Origin of the sequence: Pseudomonas songnenensis, assembly GCF_003696315.1 — a bacterium.
Lineage (GTDB): Bacteria > Pseudomonadota > Gammaproteobacteria > Pseudomonadales > Pseudomonadaceae > Stutzerimonas > Stutzerimonas songnenensis.
In genome coordinates, this window is record NZ_RFFN01000007.1 from 1 (window position 1) to 23,238 (window position 23,238).

General features: G+C 61.2%; 20 protein-coding genes. 3 read left to right on the forward strand and 17 right to left on the reverse strand.

Annotated features, from left to right (window positions below; translation table 11 throughout):
- Window positions 1–157: 157 nt before the first annotated feature.
- The 13 genes from EA798_RS16775 to EA798_RS16835 all read right to left on the reverse strand — a co-directional run bounded on the left by EA798_RS16775 (window position 158) and on the right by EA798_RS16835 (window position 16,140).
- On the reverse strand, window positions 158–1,405 hold the full coding sequence (locus tag EA798_RS16775) for an OprD family porin (RefSeq protein WP_244221295.1): 1,248 nt from the start codon (window positions 1,403–1,405) through the stop codon (window positions 158–160).
- 121 nt (window positions 1,406–1,526) lie between these two features.
- Window positions 1,527–2,732, reverse strand: a complete 1,206-nt coding sequence (locus tag EA798_RS16780) for a benzoate/H(+) symporter BenE family transporter (RefSeq protein WP_122099678.1) — start codon at window positions 2,730–2,732, stop codon at window positions 1,527–1,529.
- A gap of 198 nt (window positions 2,733–2,930) precedes the next feature.
- Window positions 2,931–3,872 (reverse strand): catechol 1,2-dioxygenase, encoded by a 942-nt coding sequence (gene catA / locus EA798_RS16785; protein ID WP_122099679.1) that lies wholly within the window; start codon window positions 3,870–3,872, stop codon window positions 2,931–2,933.
- Window positions 3,873–3,943: 71 nt separating this feature from the next.
- Window positions 3,944–4,234, reverse strand: coding sequence for a muconolactone Delta-isomerase (catC, locus tag EA798_RS16790; protein ID WP_015277457.1), 291 nt, complete (start codon window positions 4,232–4,234; stop codon window positions 3,944–3,946).
- 15 nt (window positions 4,235–4,249) lie between these two features.
- Window positions 4,250–5,371 carry a muconate cycloisomerase family protein gene (locus EA798_RS16795; RefSeq protein ID WP_122099680.1) on the reverse strand — a complete coding sequence of 374 codons (1,122 nt, stop codon included), beginning with the start codon at window positions 5,369–5,371 and terminating at the stop codon, window positions 4,250–4,252.
- Window positions 5,372–5,404: 33 nt separating this feature from the next.
- On the reverse strand, window positions 5,405–6,748 hold the full coding sequence (locus tag EA798_RS16800) for an MFS transporter (protein ID WP_122099681.1): 1,344 nt from the start codon (window positions 6,746–6,748) through the stop codon (window positions 5,405–5,407).
- Between the two features lie 106 nt (window positions 6,749–6,854).
- Window positions 6,855–7,634: a 1,6-dihydroxycyclohexa-2,4-diene-1-carboxylate dehydrogenase gene (locus EA798_RS16805; protein ID WP_122099682.1), complete on the reverse strand. Its 780-nt coding sequence runs from the start codon at window positions 7,632–7,634 to the stop codon at window positions 6,855–6,857.
- 71 nt (window positions 7,635–7,705) lie between these two features.
- The gene (benC, locus tag EA798_RS16810) at window positions 7,706–8,716 is read right to left on the reverse strand and encodes a benzoate 1,2-dioxygenase electron transfer component BenC (protein ID WP_122099683.1); all 1,011 of its coding nucleotides are present in this window, start codon (window positions 8,714–8,716) and stop codon (window positions 7,706–7,708) included.
- Between the two features lie 98 nt (window positions 8,717–8,814).
- Complete coding sequence (gene benB / locus EA798_RS16815) at window positions 8,815–9,303, reverse strand: benzoate 1,2-dioxygenase small subunit (protein ID WP_106155272.1); 489 nt, start codon at window positions 9,301–9,303, stop codon at window positions 8,815–8,817.
- Window positions 9,300–10,664 carry a benzoate 1,2-dioxygenase large subunit gene (gene benA, locus EA798_RS16820; protein WP_122099684.1) on the reverse strand — a complete coding sequence of 455 codons (1,365 nt, stop codon included), beginning with the start codon at window positions 10,662–10,664 and terminating at the stop codon, window positions 9,300–9,302. Before benA ends, benB begins: the two co-directional genes overlap by 4 nt.
- A gap of 239 nt (window positions 10,665–10,903) precedes the next feature.
- Window positions 10,904–11,857 (reverse strand): AraC family transcriptional regulator, encoded by a 954-nt coding sequence (locus EA798_RS16825; protein WP_122099685.1) that lies wholly within the window; start codon window positions 11,855–11,857, stop codon window positions 10,904–10,906.
- A 265-nt stretch (window positions 11,858–12,122) separates the two neighbouring features.
- Window positions 12,123–13,265, reverse strand: a complete 1,143-nt coding sequence (locus EA798_RS16830) for an HD domain-containing phosphohydrolase (RefSeq protein WP_122099686.1) — start codon at window positions 13,263–13,265, stop codon at window positions 12,123–12,125.
- The gene (locus EA798_RS16835) at window positions 13,255–16,140 is read right to left on the reverse strand and encodes a hybrid sensor histidine kinase/response regulator (RefSeq protein ID WP_122099687.1); all 2,886 of its coding nucleotides are present in this window, start codon (window positions 16,138–16,140) and stop codon (window positions 13,255–13,257) included. The genes EA798_RS16830 and EA798_RS16835 overlap by 11 nt, the downstream gene beginning before the upstream one ends.
- 474 nt (window positions 16,141–16,614) lie before the next feature.
- Between EA798_RS16835 and EA798_RS16840 the strand changes: the two genes are divergently transcribed.
- On the forward strand, window positions 16,615–17,439 hold the full coding sequence (locus EA798_RS16840) for a MinD/ParA family protein (protein ID WP_167462981.1): 825 nt from the start codon (window positions 16,615–16,617) through the stop codon (window positions 17,437–17,439).
- 21 nt (window positions 17,440–17,460) lie between these two features.
- Here the strand turns inward: EA798_RS16840 and EA798_RS16845 are convergent, their stop codons facing one another.
- Complete coding sequence (locus EA798_RS16845; RefSeq protein WP_122099689.1) at window positions 17,461–18,279, reverse strand: response regulator; 819 nt, start codon at window positions 18,277–18,279, stop codon at window positions 17,461–17,463.
- Window positions 18,280–18,354: 75 nt separating this feature from the next.
- On the reverse strand, window positions 18,355–18,981 hold the full coding sequence (locus EA798_RS16850) for a response regulator transcription factor (RefSeq protein WP_122099690.1): 627 nt from the start codon (window positions 18,979–18,981) through the stop codon (window positions 18,355–18,357).
- Window positions 18,982–19,497: 516 nt separating this feature from the next.
- On the opposite strand from EA798_RS16850, the gene dusA reads away from it, so the two are divergent.
- The gene (gene dusA / locus EA798_RS16855) at window positions 19,498–20,502 is read left to right on the forward strand and encodes a tRNA dihydrouridine(20/20a) synthase DusA (protein ID WP_122099691.1); all 1,005 of its coding nucleotides are present in this window, start codon (window positions 19,498–19,500) and stop codon (window positions 20,500–20,502) included.
- Window positions 20,503–20,632: 130 nt separating this feature from the next.
- A complete protein-coding gene (gene tal / locus EA798_RS16860; protein WP_122099692.1) occupies window positions 20,633–21,559 on the forward strand; it encodes a transaldolase in 927 nt (308 codons plus the stop codon).
- Here tal and rssC read toward each other — a convergent pair whose 3' ends face one another.
- Together rssC and rssB are read right to left on the reverse strand one after the other, a co-directional pair.
- Window positions 21,560–22,042 carry an anti-sigma factor antagonist RssC gene (gene rssC, locus EA798_RS16865; protein ID WP_015277472.1) on the reverse strand — a complete coding sequence of 161 codons (483 nt, stop codon included), beginning with the start codon at window positions 22,040–22,042 and terminating at the stop codon, window positions 21,560–21,562.
- Window positions 22,039–23,223, reverse strand: a complete 1,185-nt coding sequence (gene rssB / locus EA798_RS16870) for a two-component system response regulator RssB (protein WP_106155282.1) — start codon at window positions 23,221–23,223, stop codon at window positions 22,039–22,041. Before rssB ends, rssC begins: the two co-directional genes overlap by 4 nt.
- Window positions 23,224–23,238: the final 15 nt, after the last annotated feature.

Genomic DNA, 23,238 nt, shown 5'->3' on the forward strand with positions numbered 1-23,238 from the left:
AGCTAACCTTTTGATTTACAAGACGTTTTGCTTAAGGACTGCATCGGAAGTGGTGCGCATTATAGGAGCCTGAAAACTGCCGTCAACCGTTTATTTCCACATTGACCGAATTCGTTGCCGGGCTCCTATAGCTATAGCCGTGCGGCGAGGTGACGCCTTAGAACAACGTCAGCGTATAGCTCAGGATCAGACGGTTCTCGTCAATGTCACTGCGATAATTAGAACGTGCCGCCACATTGCGGATACGAACACCTACGTTTTTCAGCGGACCGCTTTGGACGGTATAACCGAGGTCCAGATCGCGCTCGCGTGCATTGCCTTCGAAGCCATTATCCGTATCGACGTTATCACTGGTGATGTAGCGCACCGTTGCGACCAGGCCCGGAGCGCCGAGAGCGGCGAAGTCATAGTCGTAGCGTGCCTGCCAGGAGCGCTCGTCTTTTTCGGCGAACTCGTAGGTCGGCACCTCGTTACCCAGGGGCGTTACGTTGGCGAAGACCCGAGGAAACGCGTTATCACCGTAAATCGCCTGATAGCCGACATAGAACGTGTGGCCGCCCCGCTTGGCTGACAACAGCGAATAGAAAGCCTGGTTGTCGATGCTACCGGCGAGCTTGCTGCCATCCTCCTGCGAGTCATAGAAACCGAGGTTGGCGCCAAGCGTCCAGTTGCCCAGCGGCTCACTGTGCTTAAGACCGATGAAGCGCTGGTTATAGATGTCCTCCAGTTGCGCGTACCAGGCACTCAGCGACGTACGCTTGGCATTGAACGCATAGTCGCCACCAGCATAGTTGAAGCCATCGCTCAGCCCGGTCTGCGGCGTACGCCCCAACATTGCCCGCATCCGGTCGTCCCCCGCTTCGTTGCGCAAGCTGGTCGAACGCAGACGGCCTCCCTGCAAGGTCAGGCCATCGATCTCGTTTGAAACGATGCTTGCGCCCTGATAGGTGGGAGGCAAGAGGCGAATGTCGCTGAAGGTAAGGACTGGGAGGTTCGGCTGCAGCTCGCCAATCTTCAGCTCGGTATTGGACAGTCTCACCTTGAGCGCAGCACCCAGTCGGCTGTAGTCATCCACTGCGCGGCCATCGTCTCCGACTGGCAAAAGACCGGTCCCCGCGCTATCGCGGCTACTGTCCAGCTTGAGTCCGAGCTGCCCGATTGCATCGATACCCATGCCGACCGTTCCCTGGGTGTAACCGGACTTGAAGTTCAGGATGAAACCCTGGCCCCACTCCTCTGCCTTCGATTGCTGGCTTTTGCCTACGATGTCGGAGAAGTCCCGGCTGAAGTAGTAATTCCGTGCTTGCAACGTGGCAGTGGAATCCTCGATGAAGCCACCTTCGGCCGCCTGCACAGCGGGAAAGGCGGAAGCCGCGGCAACGGTCAAGGCGAGTCGAGAGATCATTGGTTTTTGCATGGTTGGCGTCTCTTGTTGTTGTTTGCGGGTGCGCGCGGCCACCCTCCGACATGGCGTCGGCGGTAACGGCAGCTTTGGGTTGTTCGGGTGTGGCGTTGGTGTCGCGAAATCAGCGCACTGTCTGTTGCCCCTTCGCCGCTGTTGCCCAGGCTGGGTGCAAGCGCAGTAGAAGATGGGCAGCGATGCCGAAGATCAGCCCCCAGAACGCCGCAGACAGGCCAAGGAATGACATGCCGGATGCGGTAACCAGGAATGTAATCAGCGCTGCCTCACGGTCATCGGGCACGGCCATCGCTGCGCTCAGCGCCCCGCCAATGGCCGCAAGCAGGGCGAGACCTGCTAGCGCGGCTATCAGGGCTGCGGGGAAGGCCGTAAAAATGGAAACCAGCGTCGCGCCAAAGACGCCCAGCACTAGATAGAAGACGCCGCCGGATACCCCGGCCACGTAGCGTTTCGCCGGGTTTTCGTGCGCTTCTCGTCCGGTGCAGATCGCCGCGGTGATTGCAGCTAGATTCAGGCCGTGACAGCCGAAGGGCGCCAGCAACAGCGAACCCAAGGCACTGCTGCTGATCAACGGACTGGCTGGCGTGCTGTAACCCGCGTTGCGTAGTACGGCCATGCCTGGAACGAACTGCCCGGTCAGCGCAACCATTATCAGTGGGAAGGCGATGTTCAACATGACCTGCCAGCTGAAATCAGGGTTGATCCAGACCGGCGTTGCCAACCCGATCACCAAGGCTTCGCTGCGCAGTTCTCCTGATGCGATCGTGATCGTCACGCCGACCACCAACACCGCGAGCACCGCGTAACGCGGCATGGCGCGCTTGAAAATCAGGTAGGCGCAGAACATCGCCAGCACCAGCCAGGGCTGCTCCTTGATGGAGACGAACAGCCCGGTACCGAAGCGGAACAGGATGCCCGCGAGCATGCCTGCAGCAATCGCGGGCGGCAGACGATTGATGATGCGATCGAACGCGCCGGACAGGCCGACCAGCAACACCACCACGCTCGTGACGATATAGGCACCGACGGCCTCGTTCAGCGTGATGTCAGGCAACATCGTCACCAGCAATGCCGAGCCCGGTGCGGACCAGGCGATGATGATCGGCACCTTGTAGCGAAGGCTGAGCAGGATGCCCAGCACACCGCTACCGATGGAGATCGTCCAGACCCAGGAAGACAGTACGTCGTGCGGCATGTTGCCGGCTTTGGCCGCCTGGAAAATGATCACCAGCGGGCCGGCGTAGGAAATCACGGTCGCAATAAAACCGGCGACCACGGCGGAGAGCGAGAAGTCTTTGAGTAGAGCTTTCATGTCGCCTCGCAAGGTAAGGCTTGGGTGTCCGTGACAGTGTCCGGAGCACTCTTGTTTTATGTGATGCGGCCGGCAAGCCGCATCGCTTGTGTCGCAGCCCCGCGTTGCGGTGCGCAGGGTTGGAAACGCACAGCGCTGCCACTGGCACCACCACCTCCGGGTGCGGATGGTTTCATCCGGCCACACCCGGAGGTGCTATCAGGCGTTCTGCAGAGCGCGCGGACGGGCGCTGCGCTGTTCGGCTTCCGGTGCCGGGGCCTTCTGCAGCTGGAAGTCGAAGTTCAGTTCGGCGAAGCGGCTGCCTTCGATGCCACGGGCGCGGGCGGCTTCGGCGTCTTCGACGAAGCGGATGTCACCGACCAGGCCGTCGCGAGTGGCGTAGGCGAAGTCGTCCCACAGGTACTCGTCGCCAGCCAGGTTGATCTGGGTGGTCAGGTGACGGTGACCCGGTGCCGAGATGAAGAAGTGGATGTGCGCCGGGCGACGACCGTGACGACCGAGCATGTCCAGCACTTCCTGGGTCGGGCCGTCGAGCGAGCAACCGTAGCCGGACGGCACGATGCTGCGCGCGCGATAGTTGCCGTTCTCGTCGGTGACGATGCGGCGACGCAGGTTGTATTCCGACTGGCTCTTGTCGAAGTAGGAGTAGTTGCCCTTGGTGTTGGCGTGCCACAGGTCGACCACGGCATTGGCGACCGGCTGGCCGTCCGGACCGGTGACCTTGCCCTGCAGGAACATCACGGTGGCGATATCCAGCTCGCTGCCGTCGTCCATGCGGGTTTCGCCCTGGCTGATCGGCGCGCCGGCCACGTACAGCGGGCCTTCGATGGTGCGCGGGGTGCCGCCGGTCAGGCCGAGCTGCGCGTCCTTGGCGTCTTCCAGCAGGTCGAGGAAGTGCTCCAGACCCAGGCCCGCAACCAGCAGGCCGGCTTCGTGGCGACCGCCCAGGCGGTTGAGGTAGTCCACTGCCTTCCAGAATTCGTCCTGGGTGATTTCCAGGTCTTCGACGATCTTCGCGGTGTCGACCAGGATGCGGTTGATCACGGTCTTCATGCGGCTGCTGCCGGCGTCGTTGTTGAAGCCGCTGGCTTCCTTGAAGAAGTTCTGTACGTCGCTGGCTTGGGAGATTTTTACAGTCATGGCTCAGGCCTCATCTTGTAATTGTGGTCACGGTTTAACTGACCGGGGCGAACCCCGGCTTCGAACAGAAATCAGCGGTCGTCGTCGCGGATCGACGAGGGATGCCGGCAAAGGGCGTTGACCTCGATCTCCATGTAGGGGAACAGCGGCAGTTGCATCAGGGTGTCGTGCAGTTCCTGCACGCTGGCAACGTCGAACACGCTGTAGTTGGCGTACTGGCCGGCGATGCGCCACAGGTGGCGCCACTTGCCCTCGCGCATCAGGCCCTGGGCCAGTTCCTTCTCGTCGGCCTTGAGCTTGGCGGCCTTTGCCGGGTCCATGTCGACCGGCAGTTTTACGATCATCTTTACGTGGAACAGCATCGGTTCAGCCTCCGGTTACTGGCGGGCGAAGAACGCCAGGCGCTCTTCATCCAGGGTCAGGCCCAGGCCCGGCGTGCGCGGTACTTCCAGCTGGAAGTCGCGGTAGACCGGCGCCTCGGTGACGATTTCTTCGGTGAGCAGCAGCGGGCCGAACAGCTCGGTGGCCCAGGTCAACCTGTTGAGGGTGACGAAGGCGTGCGCCGAGGCCAGGGTGCCGATGGCGCCCTCGAGCATGGTGCCGCCGTAGAGTGCGATGCCGGCGGCTTCGGCGATCTGCGCGGTGCGCAGCACGGCACGCGGGCCACCGTTCTTGGCGATCTTCAGGGCGAAGATGCTGGCGGCGCCGTCGGCGGCCAGGCTGAAGGCGTCCTCGACGCTCTCGATCGACTCGTCGGCCATGATCGGCGCCGGGCTGCGCTGGTTCAGGCGGATCTGGCCGCCGCGGTTGATCCGCGAGATCGGCTGTTCGATCAGGTCGATGCCGTTGTCGCCGAGGATGCGGCAGGCGCGCAGCGCGACCGACTCGTCCCAGGCCTGGTTGACGTCGACACGCACGCTGGCGCGCTCGCCGAGGGCCTGCTTGATGGCGATCACGTGCTTGAGATCGGCGTCCACCTCCCCGGCGCCGATCTTCAGCTTGAAGATGCGGTGGCGGCGGATGTCGAGCATGTGCTCGGCTTCCTCGATGTCCTTGGTGGTGTTGCCGCTGGCCAGGGTCCAGGCCACTTCCAGGCTGTCGCGAACGCGACCGCCAAGCAGCTCGCTGACCGGCAGCCCGAGGCGCTTGCCCTGGGCGTCCAGCAGCGCGCTTTCGAGGCCAGACTTGGCGAAGGTGTTGCCCTTCGCCGCCTTGTCCAGACGCAGCATGGCTGCGTTGATATTCGCCGCATCCTGCCCCACCAGCAGTGGGCCGAGGTGGCTGTCGATGTTCTGTTTGATGCTTTCCGGGCTTTCGTTGCCGTAGGCCAGGCCACCGATGGTGGTCGCCTCGCCGATGCCTTCGATGCCGTCGCTGCACGTCACGCGGATCACCACCAGCGTCTGCCGCTGCATGGTGTGCATGGCCAGCTTGTGCGGGCGGATGGTCGGCAGGTCGACGACGATCGCCTGGATGCTTTCAATCAGGATGGGGCTCATATCGGTTTCCGATTTCCAGTATCAGTTCAGTGATCAGGCTTTCGCTGCGCTCATCATTACCGGCGCGGAAGCAGTGCTGCGCTTGGCGGAGATGGCGTAGACCGACATCGCGATGGCAGCGATAACGCCGGGTACGGCGAAGGCCATGAAGTTCAGTTGCAGCGGCAGGTTGATGCCCAGCAGCGCACCACCCAGCAGCGGGCCGACGATGGCGCCGTTGCGGCCGATACCCGAGGCCCAGCCCAGACCGGTGGAGCGGATCGACAGGCCATAGAACTGCGCGGCGGTTGCGTACAGCAGGATCTGGGTGCCGATCACGGTGGCACCGGCGAGGAAGATCAGGGTGTAAAGCACCGGCATCGGCGTCTTGAAGCCCAGCAGGCTGATCGACACGACGGAGATCGCGAAGAACGCCACCACCACCTTGGACAGGTTGAAGCGGTCACCCAGCCAGCCGCCGAGAATCGCGCCGGCCATGCCGCCGAAGTTCAGCGCGAGCAGGAAGGACAGGCTCGAACCCAGGCTGTAGCCGGCGTTGGCCATCAGTTTCGGCAGCCAGGAGCCCAGTGCGTAGACCATCAGCAGGCAGCAGAAGAAGGCGACCCAGATCGACACGGTGCGCACACCACGACCGTCGCGGAACAGTTCCAGTACCGAGGCGCTCTTGCCCTTGATGTCGGTCATCACCAGTTCATCGTTGGCGCCGAGCTGGCGAGTCGGGTCGACCTTGTTGAGCAGCGCACGGGCCTGTTCGGTACGCCCCTGGCGAACCAGGAAGCCGACGGATTCAGGCAGGTACCAGATGATCACCGGCAGCAACAGCAGCGGCACGGCGGCAGCGAAGAACATCGCTTCCCAGCCGAAACGCGGCAGCATGTAGATGCCAAGACCGGCGGAGAGCATGCCGCCCAGCGAATAGCCGCTGAACATGATCGCGACCAGCGTGCTGCGCAGCCGCTTGGGCGCGTACTCGTTCATCAGTGCGACCACGTTGGGCATCAGGCCGCCGCAGCCGAGTCCGGCGAGGAAGCGGAAGATGCCGAATTCGGTCGGTGTGCTGGCGAAGCCGTTGAGCACGGTGGCCGAGCTGAACAGCACGAAGCAGATGGCGATGCCCATCTTGCGGCCGATGCGGTCGGCCAGGGTGCCGAACACCAGGGCGCCGAACATCATGCCGAACAGCGCGTAGCTGCCGAGAGCTCCGGCTTCCAGCGGGGTCAGCCCCCACTCCTTCATGATCACCGGCAATACCACACCGTAGATGAACAGGTCATAACCGTCGAAGATCAGCAGCAGTGCGCACAGGCACACGACCAGCCAGTGGAACCCGTTGAAGCGGGCGTTATCGATGACCTCGTGTACGTCTACTTTTCGCATGGCGAGACTCTCTATTGTTTTTGTTAGTCGCGGGCGGGTCACTGCCGGCGTAACCACCGGTAGCGTGCCCTGGCGTTTCCCCGGCCAAGGCCGGTGTATCGATCACTCAACCGAGGTCGCCGCCTCCCACCGGCAACGTCACCCCGGTGATATAGGACGCGTCATCAGAGGCCAGGAAGAGAATGGCGCCGGCTTGCTCGTCGATGGTTCCGTAACGCTTCATCAATGAAGAATCGACGGTCTGATCGACGATCTGCTGGTACCAGATCTTCTCCTGCTCGCTTTGCTCGGCACTGTTGCGTGGAATCCGGCGTGGCGGCGCCTCGGTGCCACCCGGTGCGGTGGCGTTGACGCGGATGCCGCGCTGGGCGTTCTCGAACGCCAGGCAGGCGGTCAGCGCGTTGACGCCACCCTTGGCCGCGCCGTAAGGCACGCGGTTCAGGCTGCGGGTGGCAATGGAGGAGACGTTGACGATGGCGCCGGCGCCCTGCTCCAGCATGTGCGGCAGCGCGGCGTGGCAGCACCACAGCGTCGGGAACAGCGAGCGACGCACTTCGGCCTCGATCTCGTGCGCCTGGTAATGCTCGAACGGTTTGGCCCAGATGGTGCCGCCGACGTTGTTGACGAGAATGTCGAGGCGCCCGAAGCGCTCCCTGGCGGCATCCATGACGCGGTGGCAATCGGCGAACTGCTCGAGGTCGGCCGTCATGGTCAGCACCTCGACGCCCTTGGCACCGAGCTCATCGGCCAGCTCATGGACCAGCTCGGAACGGTCGACCAGCAGCAGCCGGCCACCCTCCTCGCCCATGCGCTCGGCCACGCGGCGACCGATGCCCTGAGCGGCACCGGTGATCACCGCGACTTTGTTGTGGAAACGTGTGCTCATCTACCCAACCTCTTGTATGCGAGGGTTGCGGTGGGTATCGCGGCGCGGATACCCACCCTGCGACCGGCCGATCAGGCGCTGGCGGCGAACTTCTCGTAGTAGAAATTGGCCGGCTGCAGGCCCTGTTCACGAATGAACTGGTTGACCGACTCGACCATCGGCGGCGGGCCGCACAGGTAGATGTCGACTTCGCCGTCGTTGAGGTGCTTGGGTTCGATGTGCTGGGTGACGTAGCCCTTCTGCGGATACTGGCTGTCGCTGCTCGACACGCAGGCGCTGTAGGTGAAGTTGGGGATGCGCGCGGCGAAGTCCGCCAGGCGATCCATTTCCACCAGGTCGAAGTCGTTGGAGACACCGTAGATCAGGTGCAGCGGATGCTCGCTGCCCTGCTCGGCGATCTTCTCCAGCATCGCGGTGAACGGCGCCAGACCAGTGCCGCCCGCCAGCAGCAGCAGAGGACGCTTGATCTCGCGCAGGTAGAAGCTGCCCAGCGGACCGGCGAGGGTCAGGCTGTCGCCGGCCTTGGCCATGCCGCTGAGGAAGCTGCTCATCAGGCCGCCGGGAACGTTGCGGATCAGAAAGCTGACTTCGCCATCCTTCTGCAGCGAGCTGAAGGAATAGGCGCGGGTCTGGTCGGTGCCCGGCACCTTGAGGTTGACGTACTGTCCCGGCAGGAAGGCCAGCTGGGTCAGCGACTCGCCCTTGATCGACAGTACGATGGTGCTCTGCGACAGCTGGCGCACGTTGCTGATGGTCGCTTCGAAGCTGGCCTGGGCGGTCTTGCAGACCTGCGAGGAAGCCGGCACGCGGACCACGCAGTCGCTCTCGGCGCGCATCTGGCAGGTCAGCACGTAGCCCAGCGCGGCTTCGTCTTCGCTCAGCGCGTCTTCGATGTATTCCTCGCCGAGGTCGTACTGACCCGCTTCGGCGAAGCACTTGCAGGCGCCGCAGGCGCCGTCACGGCAATCGAGGGGGATGTTGATGCCCTGACGATAGGCGGCATCGGCGACGGTTTCGCCGATCTTGGCGTCGATGAAGCGGGTGACCCCGTCTTCGAAATTCAGTGCGATCTTGTGGCTCATGGCGCACCTCGCTCAGGCGTTTCTTGTTTTCAGCGCATGGTCTGGCCATGCGCACACGTAAGGTGGACGGGAAGCGGATCCGCTCCCCGACCGGCGACTCAGATGTGGTACACGTCGATGACCTGCCGCACGTAGTCGTTCTTCAGCACGACCTTCTTCGCCTTGATCAGCGGGTTCTCGCCGCGCGTATCGAGGGTGTAGAAGCTGGTGCCGTAGAAGTGGTCGACGGTCTTGTAGCGGAAGCTCAGGGTGTGCCAGTTGAAGCGCACCTTGCAGAAGCCTTCGCCCTGCTCGACGATTTCCAGGTTGGTGATGTTGTGCGAGGTACGGGTGTCCGGGATCGTCGCGCTGGAGCGCTCGGTGCGGATGCGGAACACGCGGTCTTCGAGACCACCGCGGTTGCCGTACCAGATCAGCGAGATTTCGGTCTGCGGGTTTTCCACCAGCTCGTCGTTGTCGTCCCAGGCCGGCATCCAGAAGGAAGCGTCCGGCGCGTACAGCTCCAGCCAGGCGTCCCAGTCCTTGTCATCCAGGTAGCGCGCTTCGCGATAGAGGAAGTCACGTACCGCTTCGTAGGAAATGGTCATTTACGCGCCTCCACATGGATCAGCTGGCCCTGCTCTTTCTTCACGGCCTGGACCATCTGGTCGCGCCAGTAGCCGTGCTGCACCACGTACAGGCCTTCGTCTTCGGTGCGCACACCGCTGAGCAGCGGATGCAGATCGATCTGCTGGGCGCTTTCATCGGCCCCTTCGATCCAGTGGGCGGCGCCGCGGGACATGTCGTTCCACTGCAGCGCGCGGCCCATGAAGCCTTCCTGGCAGGCGCGGAACTCTTCCAGGTCGTCCGGGGTGGCCATGCCCGAGACGTTGAAGAAGTCTTCGTACTGACGGATGCGGCGGGCGCGGGCCTCGGCGCTCTCGCCCTTGGGCGCGATGCAGTAGATGGTGACTTCTGTCTTGTCGACGGCGAGCGGGCGGGCGATACGCAGCTGCGAACCGAACTGGTCCATCAGATACAGGTTCGGGTACAGGCAGAGGTTGCGCGAGTGACCGATCATCCAGTCGGCACGGGCCTCGCCGAACTCTTCGACCAGACGATCACGCTGCGAGAACAGCGGACGGTCTTCCGGGTTGTCCCAGCGGGTCCAGAGCAGCATGTGGCCGTTCTCGAAGGAGTAGAAACCACCCCCTTTCTTGCCCCAGCCGCCGGCGCTCATGGCGCGGATGTCGTCGCCGGCTTCCTTCAGCTTGCGCTGCTGCTGGGTGGCGGCGTAGTTCCAGTGCACGGCGGTGACGTGGTAGCCGTCCGCGCCGTTCTCGGCCTGCAGCTTCCAGTTGCCGTCGAAGACGTAGGTGGAGGAGCCGCGCAGCACTTCCAGGCCTTCCGGCGACTGGTCGACGATCATGTCGATGATCTTGCGCGACTCGCCGAGGAAGTCTTCCAGCGAGGAAACGTCGGCGTTCAGGCTGCCGAACAGAAAGCCACGATAGGACTCGAAGCGCGCGACCTTCTTCAGGTCATGGGAGCCGTCGCAGTTGAAGCTGTCGGGATAACCGGCTTCCTTGGGGTCCTTCACTTTCAGCAGCTTGCCGGTGTTGCTGAACGTCCAGCCATGGAACGGACAGGTGTAGGTCGCCTTGTTGCCGCGCTTGTAACGGCAAAGGGTCGCGCCACGATGGCTGCAGGCATTGATGAAGGCGTTGAGATCACCATCCTTGCTGCGGGCGATGAAGATCGGCTGCCGCCCCATGGTGGTGGTGTAGTAATCGTTGTTTTCCGGAATCTGGCTCTCGTGGGCAAGGTAGATCCAGTTGCCCTCGAAGATGTGTTTCATCTCCAGCTCGAACAGCTCCGGGTCGGTGAAAATCTCGCGCTTGCAGCGAAAGATGCCTTTCTCTTTGTCTTCTTCAAGCAGCGAATCAAGGTAGTCGATTCCCAGGGACATGGCCGGGGCCTCCGTTGTTATTGTTTCTACGTGATGAAGGCTACGGCGCTGGGAGCGGCATCAATATCCGTTTCCTGCAGGACCTTTATCCGTTTTCTGCACAACACAAGAAGGCAAATTGACGCACCCGCAGGCAGCCGCCGACCACACCGCCCGCAAGGGGCGATACAGGTCGACAGCGAGGGTGGTAGTGAAGAAAAGGAGCCGCTGCCGTCGGAATGGCAGCGACTCAAGGGGACTCAGTGATGGCGGCGCAGCGTGTCCGAAGGCAGCTCGCCGAAGGTGCTCTTGTAGCTTTCCGAGAAGCGCCCCAAGTGCATGAAGCCGTAGTCCATGGCGATCTCGGTGATGTTGCGCACCTTTGCCGACGGGTCGCTCAACCGACCGTGGATCTGCTCCAGCTTGCGCTGACGGATATAGGATTTGGGCGTGGTGCCGACCTTGCGTTCGAACAGCAGGTAAAGCGAGCGCAGGCTCATGTTGGCCAGTGCGGCCAGCTGCTCGACGGAGATGTCCTTTTTCAGATGCTCGTCGATGTAGTCGGTCAGCCGCCCAAACGAAGGGCAACTGTCAACGAAAGGATCGCGCCGGATATTGCTGGCCAGGCTGAAAAGCAGCTTGCTGGCGATGATCCGACTGTACTGCTCCTGGACTTGCGGGATGCTCTGCTCGGACCCAGCCTCGCGGCAGATCAGGCTGACCAGACTGTCGAAGCCATCCAGATCCTTGAGCGCATGGCGATTGGCGCTGAAGCGAATACCGTCAGCAGGTGCCTGCCATTGGTTCTCGCTGCAGGCTTTTTCCAGAAAGGATGCCGGCAACTTGACGATGAGCTTTTCGCAATCATCCGAATAAGTCAGGTCGACCGGGTCATCGGGGTTGATCAGCAACAGCTCGCCGGGAGTGAAATAGTGTTCCTGGCCACGCCCGCGCCACAGGCAGTGGCCGCGCTGCAACAGCTGCAGGTGAAAGATTGTTTCCAGCGCCGGCGAGGTGACATGCACGCTCCCGCCATAGCTGATCTGGCAGAGATCGAGTTTGCCGAACTTGCAGTGGCTCAGGCTCGCCTGCGGGCTGCCCGTGCGCGGCAGACGAATGCAATGTGACCCCACGTGCTGATTGACGTATTCCGAGACGGCATGCGGGTCGGCATGCTCGAAGATCCTGCTTTTATCGCTCAGCAGTCTGTCCATCACCAGGCACTCAGATTGTTTTTATAGTTCGCGGCGCTCACGCACCAGCGCCATTACACCTGCACACTGCAAGTGCTCGGGCTTGATCCATGTCAAGAATATAGGTTGATCCAAGCATAGGAGATTCGACCAACGGACAACACATGTTCGTTCGGTGACCGCACAGTTTTTGTACAGCTCCGCCGCCCTCGCAAACCTTCGCCGCCAGAGATTGCGCACCGCGACGAAGCCTTGCTATCGGCCGCGATGCATGACTTCGAAGCGGTCAGAATCGGGCACGACGACGCTGAGACAACGCATCGACGACCGATCCCGCGTGATCCTGCGCGGCAGCAACCGATGCCGTCTGAGGCAGCGGGTCCGCCAGACTGCCCTGCATGTCCTCGATCTGCTGAAACATACCGCTCAATACATCGACCAGCGCCGGGTCGAAGTACAACCCCGCCTGCTCACGGATATAGGCCTGCGCCCTCTCCTTCGACCAGGGTTCCTTGTACGGCCGCGGGGAGCGCAGCGCGTCGTATACGTCGCATAGCGCTACCACCCGCGCCGAGAGCGGGATCTGCTCACCCTTGAGGCCCTGGGGATAGCCGGTGCCGTCCCAGCGCTCATGGTGGTACAGGGCAATCTCGGCCGCCATTTCCAGCAACGGAGACTCTTCCCCGTCACGCAAGATCGCGTGGCCGATCTGGGTGTGCCGCTGCATGATCTTGCGCTCGAGGTCGGTGAGCGTGCCGGGCTTGAGCAGAATGTGGTCAGGGATGCCGATCTTGCCAACATCATGCATCGGAGCAGCCAGGCGTATGCGCTCCACCCACTCGGCAGGCTGGCCGAGCGCCGCCGCGATCAACGCTGCCGACTCACCGATACGGATAATGTGCTGACCTGTCTCGTCATCCTTGTATTGCGCGGCGCGCGACAGACTGCAGATGACCGACTGGTAGCTCGCGTTCAGCTGCTCGGTACGCTCCAGGACCTTGCGTTCCAGTGTTTCCCGTTCGGTCTTCAGCTGCTTGCTGGCCCAGCTCAGCTGCAACTGGTTGCGTACTCGCAGCAGCAGCTCCGGCAGGTCCAGCGGCTTGCTGATGAAATCATTGGCGCCCAGCTTGAGACTTGTGCAACGACTTTCCCTGTCACTGAGCGCGCTGACCATGACTACCATGCGGTTGTGTTCGCGGTCGGAAAGGCTGCGGAGAATGTCGAAGCCGTTGGGAGTCGGCATGTCCACATCGAGCAACAGCAGGTCCCAATCGTTCTGCTGCAGCCACGCAAGCCCCGCAGCAGAGTCGTTGAAAGCCATTATCCGTTGCACGCCGATTGCCCGAACGCTGGACTCAAGCAGACGCAGGCTGGCAGTGATGTCGTCGATGACGACTACGGTGGAGTGGCGAATTTCATCAGACAACACCTTGCGCCACCTCCGCCAACAGCGCCTCGATCAACCCGCGCAACTCCTGCATATCCAGCGGTTTGCGCAACAGCCCCTGGCAGTCCAGGCTTGCCGCTCGCAAGGCTTCGGCGCCAGTGACGGCACTCAGCACCACGACGGGCACGCCCTGGCAGCGCACATCGCGGCGCAAGCGACTCAACAGCTCCTCGCCATTCATCTCCGGCAATTTGAGGTCGAGCAACACCAGATCAGGCGGCGCTGCAAGAATCTGCTGCAGCGCGCTGACGCCATTGCTCGCCACCTCGACGCTCGCAATGTCCGCAAGCGCAGTGCGCACCAGAAACTGGCTGGCAGGGTTGTCCTCCACGTAAAAGACACGGGGTAATTCCTGGCGCACCACGGGTTCCAGTGACGCTTCGTTCCCCAGCAGCGGCAGCTCGATCCAGAAGCTGCTGCCAATGCCCGGTTCGCTGTGCAAACCCATGCGACCCCGCATGAGCGTTGCCAGCTCCTGGCAGAGCGCCAGGCCGATACCGGTTCCCTGGATCATGGTGTTCTCGCGTCCGAGGCGCTGGAACGGCTCGAATACCCGGTTCTGCTGGTCGCCTGCGATACCCAACCCGGTGTCCTCCACCAGCAGCCGGATATATCCGGTCGCCACCTGATAGCTGAGCGTCACCTGGCCGGCCGGCTTGTTGTACTTGATCGCATTGGAAAGCAGGTTGAGCAGGACCTGGCGCAGCCGCCGCGGGTCGGCGCGAACCTGCAGTGTGCTTTCGGGAAGATCGACGTTCAGTTGCAGCCCGCGCTCGGCCACCTCCGCACGTACCAGCTCGGCACTCTCCTGCATCAGCTTGCTGACGTTGACCATCTGCAGCTCTACCGAGGTTGACTGCAGCTGGGTGCCTGACCAGTCGAGGATGTCGCCAACCAGCTGATTGAGATGACGGCTGGCCCTGAGAATCTCATCGAGGAAGTCGGCGTTGCCATCGGGCCGCACGTCCTGCTTCATGCGCATGAGCTGGGCGAACCCCTGGATGGCATTCAGAGGTGTACGCAATTCGTGGCTCATGCTGGAGATGAAGCGAGACTTCGCCTGGTTGGCCACCTGAGCATCCAGGCTCGCCTGCCGCAACTCCGCCTCGATACGCTTGAGCCCATCGATGTCCACATGGGTTCCGGCGACCAGCGTGGCCTTCCGGCTGACCGGGTCTCGCTCCAGCACCCTGCCGCGGCTCAGCAGCCAGTGATATTCACCGTCGCGGCCGGCGAAACGGAATTCGCCCGAATAGCTGTCATCCGTGCCATTGGCCATATCCACGTGAGCCTGACGAACCCGCTCGACATCATCCGGGTGCACCCGAAGGAAAAAGTCTTCAAGCGCGATGACTTCGCTGGAAAGACCGAAGCGCTGACAGAAACGCCCGCGAAGTCGGGTCATCCCGGTTCGGTAATTGATTTCCCAGAGGCTTTCGGTAGCACTCTCCAGGACCAATTCAAGGCGCTGATGGGTACGCAGGCGCTGCGCTTCGCTGTTTTCCAGCTGCATGCCGACCAGCGAGGCGTGCCCGGCCATCTGGTCGAGTTCGCGTATGTCGGAGGTCACCCGGGCAGGCAGCCAGTTGCCCTGCCCGATCTGATCCATCATCTGCGAAATACCGGCAATCGGGGCCAGGAGCTGCTGGCTGAGCCTGCGTGCGCGCGTCCACATGTAAGCGAAGAAGGCGAGATAGAACAGCACCAGACCACCAATCAACAGATAGCCGATCTGCTGGTAGCGACTGGCCAGCGCGTTGGTCCGGCTGAACACGTCCGCCTCATCGACGACCGTCAGCAGGCGCCAGCCGGTAGGCTCGATGACCGACCACGCCACAAGGTGGGTACGCCCATTGAGTACGACTGATTCGACACCGCTGGACCTTGCATCGATGGCCTTCGCCAGCGCCACCGTCTGCGGGTTCCTGTCCAGCCTGAAGTCCTCCGGCTTGAAGATTTCGCGGCGCACGGCATCGTCGTAGGAGTGCTCGGTCAGCTCGTCCAGGCCGAAATCGGCTTCACCGGGCTCGGGCAGCGCAAGAATGTTCAGGTCAGCCCCGACCAGCATCGCATAGCCATTCCATGGCACCTGCAACTGGCCAATCTGCTCAAGAATGCCGCCAACCGTGATATCGACCCCGACCACACCTTCGAGGAAGTCGCCACGGTATACCGGTGCGATCGCCGACATCATCCAGCCGTGCCCGGCCGGATCGACATAAACATCGGTCCACACCACTTTGCGCTCGGGGTTATGCGTGGCATCGGCCAGGTAGTAGAAGTTGTAGTTGGGGATCACCATGTCATGCGGATACTGATCCGGCGTCAGAAACCAGGGATAGATGTGGTTGAGACTGTCCCAGCTGTTGAAGTAAACGCTGTCCACGAGCCGGTTGTTGCGCTCGATCTCTTTCATCAGCGGCTCCAGAACCGACAGCTTCGCGACCTTTTGTAGGTCCTGCTGCTCGGCCGCCGTGGAGTTCGCGTAGAAAACCGCGGCGCCCCCGTCATCTACTGGCGTATAGCGCACACCGCTGTCGCTGAGCGCGAGCTTTGGCAGCGCTGGCGTGCTCTCGTCGAGCAGCGCCCGAGTGGTGAGATTGCGATAGGTCTCGGCCTGCGCCCGAACCTGCACAAGCTGCTCGACCACCACGCGGGCCTCCTGATTCGCCGAGGCTTCGAGGTCCTCGACGGCGCTTTGCCTCAGGTACTCGATCTGAGCATCGCGAATCGCGTTGTTACTCAGCAGATACACCGCGATAAGCACCATTTCCACTAGAACCAGTGGAATCAGCGCACTCTGGACGAACGCGCGCCAGATCCATTTACGCAGCCCGAGAAAAGTTTTCGACCGCATGAAGGTAATTCCCAGATTACTTAGAGATGCGCAAGAGTTGCGGGCAGTTCGAATGATTGAGCATGGGCCTGATACAGGTAGCCAAACGGCGAATGAAAAAGCCCAGGTTGCAAAGAAGAAGGTCAGCCCGAACAGCCGTATGGCTGGCTGACCTAAGTGCGTGACCATTCGGTTTGCAGGGGCGCGAAAACCTGCGCCACCAGAGATATGTGCCCGAAGAGCGCAGCACACGCACATTTGCTGAGGAAATTCTGCGGAGACGTGCACGTTAATTCAAGGCGGCGCCAGCTAATAAGAAATTTCCTACAGCGGCATCCGACGTTTCGCCGTTAAGCCGGAAAAAAACTCTGGGATCATTTCGACAGACAGGCAGGAACCTGACCGAGCAGCAAGGAATCTGCCCCTGGCCCGGTGTCGCCAAGCAATCCGCTCACGGAAACCGGGTGAATCATTCCCGAGCAAAGGAGAAACACAGTGAACCCTGTCCAGGTTATCGCTGTTACTGGAGGTAGAGGGGGCTGCGGCAAGACGAACGTTACCGTGAATCTTGCGCTGGGCCTGGCTTCCCTGGGGCGCCGGGTCATGATTCTCGACGCGGACCTGGCGCTGGCTAATGCCCATGTCCTGCTTGGGCTAACCAGCAAGCAGACCGTCGCCGACGTGCTACGCGGCACCTGCTCAGCGGAACAGGCGATGCTGACCTTCAAGGGAAATGTCCGGCTTCTGCCAGGGACATGCGGCGATCTGTCGATGGCGAATTTGACCGCCACCCAGCAAGCAGGCCTGATTCATGCTGTCAGCGATATCCGCGACACGCCCGACGCTCTGATTATCGACACGGCGTCAGGGATTTCCGATTCGACGATGAATTTCATTCGTGCCTCGCGGCAGGTACTGGTGGTCATCACCGACGAGCCGGCATCGTTGAATGGCGCCTACAACCTCATCAAATTGCTCAACCGCAATTACGGGATCAATCACTTCCATGTGCTGGCGAACATGACCCGCACGCCCCATGAAGGTCGCGCGCTGTTCTCCAGGCTGGTCCAGATCACCGATCGCTTCCTGAGCGTCGTACTGGACTACCTCGGCGACGTGCCATTCGATGAAAGCGTCCGCGCGGCAGCGCAGAAGCGCCGTGCGGTATTCGAAGCCTACCCGAAGTCGAAATGCGCCATGGCGTATCAAAAGCTGGCAAAGAAGGTCGATGAATGGCCGCTGCCGGTCTATCCCCGCGCGCATCTGGAGTTTTTTGGAGACAACCTGCTCAATCCCGCGCTGGAGCGCCTGGCGTCCTGACTCGAGTGCTGCGAACGGCAGTCAACAAGCGCCGAGCTGCAGTTCCTGGAGAGCGGCGTCCAGATTTCGTAATGCGTTCAGCAGCGACTCCGCCTCACGGCGCACGCCACCGAAAGACGATTGTTCGATACAGACAGCTTCCAACGCCTGGCAACTACGAACCACATCCTGTGCGCCAATCAGACCGACCGCCCCCCTGATCCGGTGGGCGAAACTGGCCAGCTCCTCGATGTCGGGCGCCAATATCAACTGCTCAAGCTTGCGAATATCTGCCTGGGTGGTCCGATGCAAGGTGCTTATCAGCAACTGCATCGCATTCGGATCCGCCGCGGGCAAACGCCTCAGTCGTTCCCGCAGCGCTTGCGAACCCAGTTCACCGCCTGGAGCGTTCTGCGCATCTGACGACACGCCTTGCATATGCGCCTTTATATAGTGGTCGATATCGACCAGATCCATTGGCTTGAAAAAGCACTCATCCATTCCTGCCGACAGGCATCGCTCACGCTCCTCCGCAACGGCATTGGCCGTAAAGCCGATGATCAGACAGGGTTGCGCCGACGCTGCCTGTTCCTCTTTGCGGATTGCCAGGGTCAAGGCACAACCATCCATCACCGGCATTCGAGAGTCGGTGATCACAACGTCAACATCACCGGAAAGCCATTGGGCAAGCGCTGCCTCACCATCAGATGCGGCGACGACCCGATAGCCAAGAAAGCTGAACTGCTGCTGAAGCAGCATCAATCCAGGCGGATAGTCATCGACAACGAGCAATCCCAGTTGCGGCGGGTTCGCGGATTCATCACCAGACGGCCTATCTGCTGGATAAAGGCTGGTAACCATTAGCTCGACTCGGTAAGTGAGGAAGCACCGCAATATGCCAGGCGGCACGCTCGCCCCGGCTCGTTGATGCCGTGCTCAGGTGAAGGAATTACGCTTGGCGATTTCCGCCAGATCGACCAAGGTACGGACCCTGAGCTTCTCCATGATGCGTGTCTTGTAGCAGCTGATGGTCTTGTTGCTGAGCGCCAGATCCTCACCAATCTGCTTGTTCGAGTGACCCAGAGCCAAAAGACGCAGCACCGTGATTTCCCGGTCCGAGAGTGAGTTCAACCGCTCGATCTCCGACCCCGAAGCGTCGCGATGGCTGAAGGAACCGGCAGTCAGGCTCGGAAAATAATCGTAGCCAGATCTTATCGCCTGGATCGCGCTGCTCAGCTCGCCAAGATCTCCGGTCTTGCAAACATAGCCCGCCGCCCCTGCCTGGCGGCACCGCGTAGAGAACAGGCCTGCCGGCTGCGAGCTCAGCACCAGCACCTTGAGCGCATCATTCAACAGCCGTAACCGCATGATCACCGACAAGCCGTCCAGCTTCGGAATACCGATATCGACAATGACCAGGTCAGGCTCAAGTGCCTTGGCCTGCTGTATGGCATCGACGCCGTTGTCGGCCTCTCCCACTACGCTATAACCATCACGCTCGAGCAGCATGCGCACTGCCAGACATATGAATGGATGATCATCAACGATCAGGACTGTTTTCATACATTACATAAACCGAGGCGTACTAATGGCACTATGACAGAGCCCAGCTCCTGCTTGCAATTATGTGAGCGACTTAACATTCCCGTTTAGCCAATATCAATTTCCGATATGGACTTTCATCTAATTCCATAATTGGAACACTTTAGGAACACGGAAAAACCGTAGCCTCGCAAGTCACAACTGACACTGCCAAAAAAAGCAAACCGATCAACTTTTGGCTGCCGTTAAGTTTCCGTCTCGAATGAGCCTGGCTAAACCAGCCAGGCGACATTTCTCTGCAGCACATAAGACCTGACCGATTGCCTCATCATCCGGTCAGCCTCGCCCAGCTTGCCTGCCCCTCAGTCGCGCGCACACGAGCTACTGCGTGTAAACTTGCGCACTGTTTTTCACAGGGCTGTGGCGCAACCCACCATACAGGGCATGCGCCGTGATCAGCCAAACGCCTTGTCGTCCCCTCGGCGTGGCGTGAGAACGCTCCCTCAGGAAATGCTGCAGCAACACTGCTGGAACCCTATGTACGAATCCGCCCTAGCCGACACGCCGCGCCCTGTACTTACCCGCCGCTTCTCCGTCGCACCGATGATGGACTGGACGGATCGCCATTGCCGGTACTTCCTGCGCCAGCTTTCCAAGCATGCCCTGCTCTACACCGAGATGGTCACCACCGGTGCGCTGCTGCATGGTGATGCGCAGCGGTTTTTGCAGCATGACGAGAGCGAACACCCGCTGGCACTCCAACTGGGTGGCAGCGTGCCCGGCGATCTGGCGGCGTGCGCGAGGCTCGCCGAAGCTACGGGGTACGATGAGGTGAATCTCAACGTCGGCTGCCCCAGCGATCGGGTGCAGAACAACATGATCGGCGCCTGCCTGATGGGCCATCCGCAACTGGTCGCCGATTGCGTTAAGGCCATGCGCGATGCGGTGGGCGTCGAGGTAACGGTCAAGCACCGCATCGGCATCAATGGACGCGACAGTTATGCCGAGCTCTGCGACTTCATCGGTCAGGTGCGCGAAGCCGGCTGCCGCAGCTTCACCGTGCATGCGCGCATCGCTATCCTCGAAGGCCTGTCGCCCAAGCAGAACCGCGAAGTGCCACCGCTGCGCTACGACGTCGCCGCCCAGCTCAAGCAGGACTTCCCGGACCTAGAGATTATCCTCAACGGTGGTATCAAGACGCTGGAAGAATGCCGGGCGCATCTGCAGATCTTCGATGGCGTGATGCTCGGCCGAGAGGCCTACCACAATCCCTATCTGCTGGCGCGGGTAGATCAGGAGCTGTTCGGCAGCGATACGCCGGTGATCAGCCGGGCGAAGGCACTGCGCAACATGCGGCCGTATATCGAGCAGCATCTGGCGCAAGGCGGTGCAATGCACCACATCACTCGGCATGTACTTGGCCTGGGACAGGGCTTCCCCGGCGCACGACGCTTTCGCCAGCTGCTTTCGGTGGACATTCACAAGACCAGCCAGCCTCTTGCACTGCTCGATCAGGCGGTAACGCTGCTCGAAGGGCACTGACCGTCCGCATGCAAGGAACGCAGTCTGCGCAATTGAATCAAAGCCAGGCGCATCCGGGTCCACACGCTCGTTGAGCGGGCCGTCTGGCTCGGGTAAGGTCATGCCACTCACAGGACGGAGCCCCTCTTACATGACTTCCAAGCTGGAACAACTCAAGCAGTTCACCACGGTGGTCGCCGATACCGGTGACATCGACGCCATTGCCCGCCTGAAGCCGGTGGACGCCACCACCAATCCGTCGCTACTGCTCAAGGCAGCAGCCATGCCGCGTTACGCGGAGCACCTCGGCAATGCCATGAAGCAGTGCCAGGGCGATATCGGCCTGGCCTGCGATCTCTTCGCCGTAGCCGTTGGCAAGCAGATTCTGGAGCTGATCCCCGGGCGCATCTCCACCGAGGTCGACGCACGCCTTTCCTTCGATACCCAGGCCATGGTTCAGCGCGGCGAGCGCCTGATAGGCCTCTACGAGCAGGCTGGCATCAGCCGCGATCGCGTATTGATCAAGATCGCCTCCACCTGGGAAGGCATCCGCGCCGCCGAGCAACTGGAAAAGGCCGGCATCCAGACCAACCTCACGCTGCTGTTCTCCTTCACCCAGGCCGTGGCCTGCGCCGAGGCCGGCGTGTTCCTGATCTCCCCGTTCGTTGGCCGCATCTATGACTGGTACAAGAAGCATGAGGGTCGTGACTACCAGGGCGCGGAAGATCCGGGCGTACAATCGGTCAGCCGCATCTACGATTACTACAAGGCGCACGGCTACAAGACGGTGGTAATGGGCGCGAGCTTCCGCAATGTCGGACAGATCGAGGCACTGGCCGGTTGCGACCGGCTGACCATCAGCCCGGAACTGCTCGGCGAGCTGGTCGAAGCCAGCGGCACGCTGGAGCGCCAACTGCAGCCCGGTCGCGAATCAGAAGCGCGTATCAGCCTGGATGAGAAGAGTTTCCGCTGGGGCCTGAATGAGGATGCAATGGCGACCGAAAAGCTCGCCGAAGGCATCCGTCAGTTCGCGCGCGATCAGGAAAAATTAGAAGCGCTGCTGGCCAAACTGGCCTGATCAGGACCGCTCCAAAGCGGTGACGAGGTCATGGAAGGCCTCGCGATTGGACTCGTTGAGGCTCATCAGAATCCGGTGAGCCTCCAACACCTTCGCTTTCACCACCTCTTCCGACTGATCCTGCGATGGCAGATCAGCCAGGCACTCGGGGCAAGGGAGCGGAGTGTCGACGATATTGAATACCTGATCGAAGCCCATCGACTGCAAGAGTCGAGTGATATCCGGGTGGGTAGTGACCAGCGTCGGCAACATGCCGACCTTCTGCCGCGACAGGATCGACAGCTTGGCCAGCAGGCCCAGGGTGGTGCTGTCGATGCTACGGCTCTCAGTCAGATCTATGACGATGGACGAAAAATTGAGCGACGAGAAGATCTTCTCGATCGTTGCATCCAGCGCCGAACAGAGCGTCAGACGAATCTCACCAATGAACTTCAGAACAAAGGTGCCATCCATCTCGGCGAACTGGATTCTTCCAGTACTCATGCAAGGTTCCTGCTCAACACCAGCAAGGCGATATCGTCGGGCATGTCAGCCAGTTCGGCCAACCCGAAGACTCGACGTAATCCATCCAGCGTGCCACCAGCCTGGGTTATCAGGCCGGGCAGCGCGGACTCTTTTTCTTTGAGTGTCTCACCGGGCAAAAGGTCCAGAATGCCATCGGAGAGCAATGTCAGACTGAAGGTCTCCGGCAGCTTCAGCTCGAAATTCTGGTAGGTGGCCTCGACGAACAACCCGACCGGCAGACCACGCCCTTCCAGATAGTGGGCACCTTCGCCGGTATAAAGTACCGGCATCGGCAGATGACCACCGATGCTGTAATGCAGCACGTCATGTTCCTGATCGATCACCCCGCCAAGCATGGTCACGTGCTTGCCCAGCTTGCAATTGATCAGACCGCGGTTGATGTGGTCGAGCACTTCCGACGGTTTGAACTCGCGCAGCATCCCACCGCGGCGCGATTCGTACAGCAGGCGGGTGGTCATGAACTTGAGCAGCACGGTGACGAATGCCGATGAAGCACCATGGCCGGACACGTCGGCGAGGTAAAAGCCGATGCGCCGCTCGTCCACGCGAAAATAGTCGACGAAGTCACCGGACAGGTACAGCGAGGGGATGATCTGGTGGGCGAAGTCGAAGCCATCGACGCTCCAAGGGGTCACCGGCAGCATGTTCATCTGCACCTGGCGACCAGCGTCCTGATCTTCCTGCAACAGATGCAGGCTGGCTTGCAGGTCGCGGTTGGCCGTTTCGAGCTGCTCGCGGTAGCGACGGTTCTCCAGGCGCAGACGGGAACGGTCCAACGCACGGCGTACCGAGTGTTCGAGCATCGCCAGGTCTTCGAGTGGCTTGATCAGATAATCGGCGGCGCCCAGGCGCAACGCCTCGACGGCATCGCTCATCACGCCGGCACCGGAAACCACGATCACCGGAAGGTCGATCTGACGCTCGCTGATCTGGCGGATCAGTTCCAGGCCATCCATCTGTGGCATGCGCAGGTCGCAGATCACCAGATCAGGCTGTTCCGAATCGAACAGCTCCATACCCTGCGGGCCATTGGCTGCCTGCAGGACACGGAAACCGCTGTCATCCAGATAGGCAGCCAGACTGGCTCGAACCACATCGTCGTCATCTATGATCAGCAGCGTCGCGCTTGGTTTAAGCATGTTCCTACCAGGCGG

Coding starts and splice junctions, on each gene's coding strand:
- dusA (WP_122099691.1), top strand. CDS start 19,498: ATGTACGAATCCGCCCTAGCCGACACGCCGCGCCCTGTACTTACCCGC.
- EA798_RS16775 (WP_244221295.1), bottom strand. CDS start 1,405: ATGATCTCTCGACTCGCCTTGACCGTTGCCGCGGCTTCCGCCTTTCCC.
- catC (WP_015277457.1), bottom strand. CDS start 4,234: ATGCTGTTCCACGTAAAGATGATCGTAAAACTGCCGGTCGACATGGAC.
- EA798_RS16825 (WP_122099685.1), bottom strand. CDS start 11,857: ATGGACAGACTGCTGAGCGATAAAAGCAGGATCTTCGAGCATGCCGAC.
- EA798_RS16805 (WP_122099682.1), bottom strand. CDS start 7,634: ATGAGCACACGTTTCCACAACAAAGTCGCGGTGATCACCGGTGCCGCT.
- EA798_RS16795 (WP_122099680.1), bottom strand. CDS start 5,371: ATGAGCCCCATCCTGATTGAAAGCATCCAGGCGATCGTCGTCGACCTG.
- benB (WP_106155272.1), bottom strand. CDS start 9,303: ATGACCATTTCCTACGAAGCGGTACGTGACTTCCTCTATCGCGAAGCG.
- benC (WP_122099683.1), bottom strand. CDS start 8,716: ATGAGCCACAAGATCGCACTGAATTTCGAAGACGGGGTCACCCGCTTC.
- benA (WP_122099684.1), bottom strand. CDS start 10,664: ATGTCCCTGGGAATCGACTACCTTGATTCGCTGCTTGAAGAAGACAAA.
- tal (WP_122099692.1), top strand. CDS start 20,633: ATGACTTCCAAGCTGGAACAACTCAAGCAGTTCACCACGGTGGTCGCC.
- EA798_RS16780 (WP_122099678.1), bottom strand. CDS start 2,732: ATGAAAGCTCTACTCAAAGACTTCTCGCTCTCCGCCGTGGTCGCCGGT.
- EA798_RS16845 (WP_122099689.1), bottom strand. CDS start 18,279: ATGGTTACCAGCCTTTATCCAGCAGATAGGCCGTCTGGTGATGAATCC.
- EA798_RS16850 (WP_122099690.1), bottom strand. CDS start 18,981: ATGAAAACAGTCCTGATCGTTGATGATCATCCATTCATATGTCTGGCA.
- EA798_RS16800 (WP_122099681.1), bottom strand. CDS start 6,748: ATGCGAAAAGTAGACGTACACGAGGTCATCGATAACGCCCGCTTCAAC.
- catA (WP_122099679.1), bottom strand. CDS start 3,872: ATGACTGTAAAAATCTCCCAAGCCAGCGACGTACAGAACTTCTTCAAG.
- rssB (WP_106155282.1), bottom strand. CDS start 23,223: ATGCTTAAACCAAGCGCGACGCTGCTGATCATAGATGACGACGATGTG.
- rssC (WP_015277472.1), bottom strand. CDS start 22,042: ATGAGTACTGGAAGAATCCAGTTCGCCGAGATGGATGGCACCTTTGTT.
- EA798_RS16835 (WP_122099687.1), bottom strand. CDS start 16,140: ATGCGGTCGAAAACTTTTCTCGGGCTGCGTAAATGGATCTGGCGCGCG.